At 68.3% G+C, this 4,101-nt stretch carries 3 protein-coding genes and 1 pseudogene; 1 reads left to right on the top strand and 3 read right to left on the bottom strand.

Translation table 11 applies throughout. The features are described 5' to 3' along the window. Positions 1-596: TetR/AcrR family transcriptional regulator (locus tag DFR69_RS33765; RefSeq protein WP_341867809.1), on the top strand; the 596-nt coding region annotated here is incomplete at its 5' end. A 23-nt stretch (positions 597-619) separates the two neighbouring features. Here DFR69_RS33765 and DFR69_RS33760 read toward each other — a convergent pair. The 3 genes and pseudogenes from DFR69_RS33760 to DFR69_RS33750 form a co-directional block, all read right to left on the bottom strand. After that, positions 620-3,106: an ABC transporter permease gene (locus DFR69_RS33760; protein ID WP_110041759.1), complete on the bottom strand. Its 2,487-nt coding sequence runs from the start codon at positions 3,104-3,106 to the stop codon at positions 620-622. Beyond that, positions 3,103-3,804: an ABC transporter ATP-binding protein gene (locus DFR69_RS33755; RefSeq protein ID WP_110041758.1), complete on the bottom strand. Its 702-nt coding sequence runs from the start codon at positions 3,802-3,804 to the stop codon at positions 3,103-3,105. The genes DFR69_RS33760 and DFR69_RS33755 overlap by 4 nt, the downstream gene beginning before the upstream one ends. A gap of 27 nt (positions 3,805-3,831) precedes the next feature. After that, a pseudogene (locus DFR69_RS33750) lies at positions 3,832-4,101 on the bottom strand (hypothetical protein); the annotation flags it as partial.

Here is a 4,101-nt window from a genome sequence, read left to right as displayed (position 1 = left end):
GCCCGTGGAATACTGCGATCGTGCCCAAGCTCTGGAACGACACCATCACCGCGCATCGTCAAGCCGTGCGGGACGCCTTGCTGGACACGACCGCCGGGCTGGTCGCCGAGCACGGTCTCGCGTCGGTGACCATGACCCAGATCGCGGAGGAGGCGGGGATCGGGCGGGCCACGCTGTACAAGTACTTCCCCGACGTGGAATCGATCATGCGAGCCTGGCACGAGCGCCGCGTCGGTGGCCACCTGCGGCAACTCGCCGAGATCGTCGAGCGTGGCGGCAGTGTCGAGCAGCGGCTGGAGAAGGTACTCAGCACCTACGCCATGATCGATCACGAGCACCACAGCGGTGAGCTGGTCGCGGTACTGCACCAAGGTAGCCACGTCGGACACGCTCAGGCACACCTGCACGAGTTGGTGCGGGCGCTGCTGGTGGAGGGCGCCGAGGCCGGGATGGTGCGCTCCGATGTGCCGGCCGACGAACTCGCCCGGTTCAGCCTGTCGGCGTTGTCGGCGGCCAGCAGCTTGCGTTCCAAGGCAGCGGTACGCCGCCTGGTCACCGTCACCCTGTCCGGTCTGCGGGTGCAGTCCGGCGGGTAGTCGGCAACCAGGCGGCGTCGGTTCTACAGGTAGGCGAGTGCTTCGCGCACGGTGATCCGCGAGGCCCGGCTCGCTGCTGCTTCGGTCGCCAGGGCCGCGCCGAGGACGGCGAGCACGATCCAGATGACCACCGCGGGTACCGAGATCCGGAACGGCAACGGTGCCGAGAAGAACAGCGTGCCCAATCCGTTGCCGAGCAGCGCGGTGAGTCCGAGGGCGGGAAGCGCGGCGACCACGCAACTGGCCAGGGCCAGGAAGATCCCTTCGGTCACCACGATCCGGCGGACCGTGCTCGGTTGCGCGCCAATGGCGTGCATGACGCCGAACTCACGGATCCGGTCGATGATGTTGGCGCTCATCGTCGACGCCAATCCGATCGCCCCGACCACACCCATCGCGATCGCGATCGCCATGATCACGGTCACCAGCGGCCCCATATGGCCCGCGCTGGCCGCGTTGGCCCGGCTGACCGATTCGGACTTCTCGACGACGATGCCGCCGTTGGTCAACGCGGTCCCGGCGGCCATCGCCACCGCGTCTCTGGTCTGTTCGCTGTGGTCGGTGGTCGCGATGCGCAGCACGTTGACCTGTTGGGGAGTTCCCATGGCGGCGGCGAATCCTTCGGCGGTGGTGTAGACACCGCTGCCGTGGCCGGTTTCCTCGGCGATGCCCACCACCTGCCAGCTGGTGTATTTGCCGCCCACCGACAGCTGGACGGTGTCACCGGCTCCTACCCCGGGCAGGGTGTTGTTACGGGTGATCTGATTGAGCACGATGGCCCCGGTTTCACCTGGGTTGAGCCAGCGCCCGTCGATGATCTTCGTCGGCAGGGTGAGCAGGGTGGCATCGGCCGGTGCGGCGCGCACCGAGACGCTGCCGTGGCCCTGGTCGGGATAGGTGCGGGTCAGCGGTACACCATCAGCCCCGGCGACGCCGGTCTTGGCGTTGGCCATGCCCTCGAGGGTGGTGACGTCGGCGACCGGCGCCAGCAGGCCACGCACCCGATCCATCGAGGTCGGCTCGCTCAGTTGGATTTCCACGTCCCAGATACGTTCGGACTTGGATTGTTCGGTGACCGCGTCGACGCCGGAACTCAACGACATGCCCGCCACGAACACCACACCCGCCGCGGCCAACAGGCCGACCGACAGGGCGAAACGTGCCGGACGACGCAGCGTGTTGCGCAGCGCCATGATCAGCCCCCGGTCCAGACCGCGAATACGACCCAGCCCGGCGAGCAGACCGGTCGCGCGGCTCGGTCGAGCAGTGCCGCCGTGGTGGTCGATGGCGGCCCGCACGGTGATCCGGCTCGCCCGCAGCAACGGCACCAGCGCGATCAGCAGCGGCAGGCCCAGGCCCACGGCGATGATCACCGCGTAGGTCCAGATCGGCGCGGCCATACTCGCCGCTTCGATCCCGAGCATGCTGAGCAGACTGCTGACCAGCAGCTTGCCGATCCACACCGACACCGGCAGTGCCAGCACGGTCGCCGCGGCGGCGACGATGAGCACCATCACCAGATAGGCGCGCCCGATCCGGCCCGATCTGGCGCCGATGGCCTTCATGATGCCGATCTGCGGAATCTGCTGGGTGAACAGGTTGTTCAGCATCGAGGCCACGAGAATCGTGCTCAGCAGCAGTGCCGCGGCACCGCCGGCGAGCAGCGACAGCAGCAGGGAATCGGCCTGCCACTGATGCGGGTGCGCGTACGGCGGGGGTACCTGCACCTCGCGCACGGTCACCCCGTAGTCGCGCTGCAACGCGATCGACAATCGGCTGGCCACGGCGGTGATGGCCTCGCGGCTGCGGCTCGGCTCGCTCTGGCCGGGCTCGGCGACGACGATCTTCACCTGATCGAAGAGCACCGCGGTGCCGGTCAGGGCCGCCGCCGAGACGTATCCGCGTCCGCGCTGTTCCTGCGGTGACGGTGACAAGCTCGGGTCGTAGACCGTGTCGGTGGCCCGCAGCTTCACCGTGGTGCCGCCGGAGGCTTCGCTGCCGTCGTCGCGGTGCTCGCCGGTCGGCCAGACGACGCTCACCGTGTCGCCGATCGCGGCGTTCATGATGCCGAGCGCGTCTTTGCCGAGGTAGATCTCATCGGCCGCGGGCGGCCACGAACCCTGCTGGGGAAAGAACTTCGCCATCCGCATCGGATCGTCCGGCGCGGCGACGAAGACCTGGATGGGCAGGTCGCGGTATTCGTCGTTGATCCTGAACTCGCTGTCGAACTGGGTACGGCCGACCGCTTCGGTGACGCCGGGTTCGGACCGGGCCCGGCTCACCAGCGCTGCCATCGCGTCGGCCTTGACGCCTTCATCGAGCAGGATCGTCGCCGAGGCCGGATCGGTACTCATGTAGGCGCCGCTGGTTTCGCGGCCCGTAGTCGCCCAACCGCACAGCACGCCGCCGAACACCATGAGGCTGACGGTGATCGCGACCACCATCAACGCCAGCCGAGACCAGTTCGCCCGCAGGTCGCGGCGAACTTTCACGGCCATCAGATTGCTCATGGCCGCACTCCGGTCACGGAATCGGTGGAGACGATGCGACCGTCGCGCAAGGTGATCTGGGTCTTGGTGATCGCCTGGATGTCGCGCTCGTGGGTGACGACGACGATGGTCCTGCCTTCGTCGTTGAGCTCGGTGAACAACGACAAGACCGCGTCGGCGGTCTGGGAATCGAGGTTGCCGGTCGGCTCGTCGGCCAGGATGAGCGGGGGATCGTTGGCCAGCGCGCGGGCGATGGCGGCACGCTGCTGCTGGCCACCGGACAGCGTCGAGGGAAGCTTATCGGCTTGGGCTTCGATGCCGACCCGGTCGAGCAGGCTGCGCGCGCGATCGGTGCGTTCGGCGACGGGGATCTTCTTCACGAAATCCATTGCGAGCAGCACATTTTCGATCACGGTCAGGGTGGGCAGTAGCTGGAAGAACTGGAAGACAAGTCCCACGTTCGCGCCACGCCAGGCGGCGAGTCCGGATTCCGACAGCGAACCCAGATCCGCGCCCGCCGCGCGGATCGAACCGGAGGTGGGCCGGTCGATTCCGGCGAGCATGTTGAGCAGGGTCGTCTTGCCGCTGCCGGAGCGGCCGACGATCGCCACGAAGTCGCCTTCGGGGATGTCGAGGCTCACGTGGTCGACGGCGACGAACTCGCCCGCCGCGACCGGGTACGTCTTGACCACGTCATCGACGCGGATGGCGTTCTTCATCGTCTGGTCCTGTTCTCTGCGCTGTGGTCAGCCGTGTGCGCCCGAGGGCGGGACGTGGCCGGCGGGCGGGGCGACTGCGCCGGATGACGCGCCGGGCACGGTGGTGTGAGCTCCGGGTGGCGGGGAGGTGTGGCTGACGCCGGCGGGCGGGTTGCCCGACCCGCCGTGTCGGCCGGGGCCGTGTCCTTCGCCGCCGCCGGCCAGCATCATCACCACCATCAAGATGGCGATCACGGCGAGGCCGATGCCGCCGATGATCACCCAGCGCGGGACGCCGCGACGTTTGGGCGGCTCGGA

The organism is Nocardia neocaledoniensis, from assembly GCF_003182135.1.
Lineage (GTDB): Bacteria > Actinomycetota > Actinomycetes > Mycobacteriales > Mycobacteriaceae > Nocardia > Nocardia neocaledoniensis.
The sequence above is the reverse complement of the archived record's forward strand: the minus strand, read 5'-3'. Positions and strand labels throughout refer to the sequence as shown.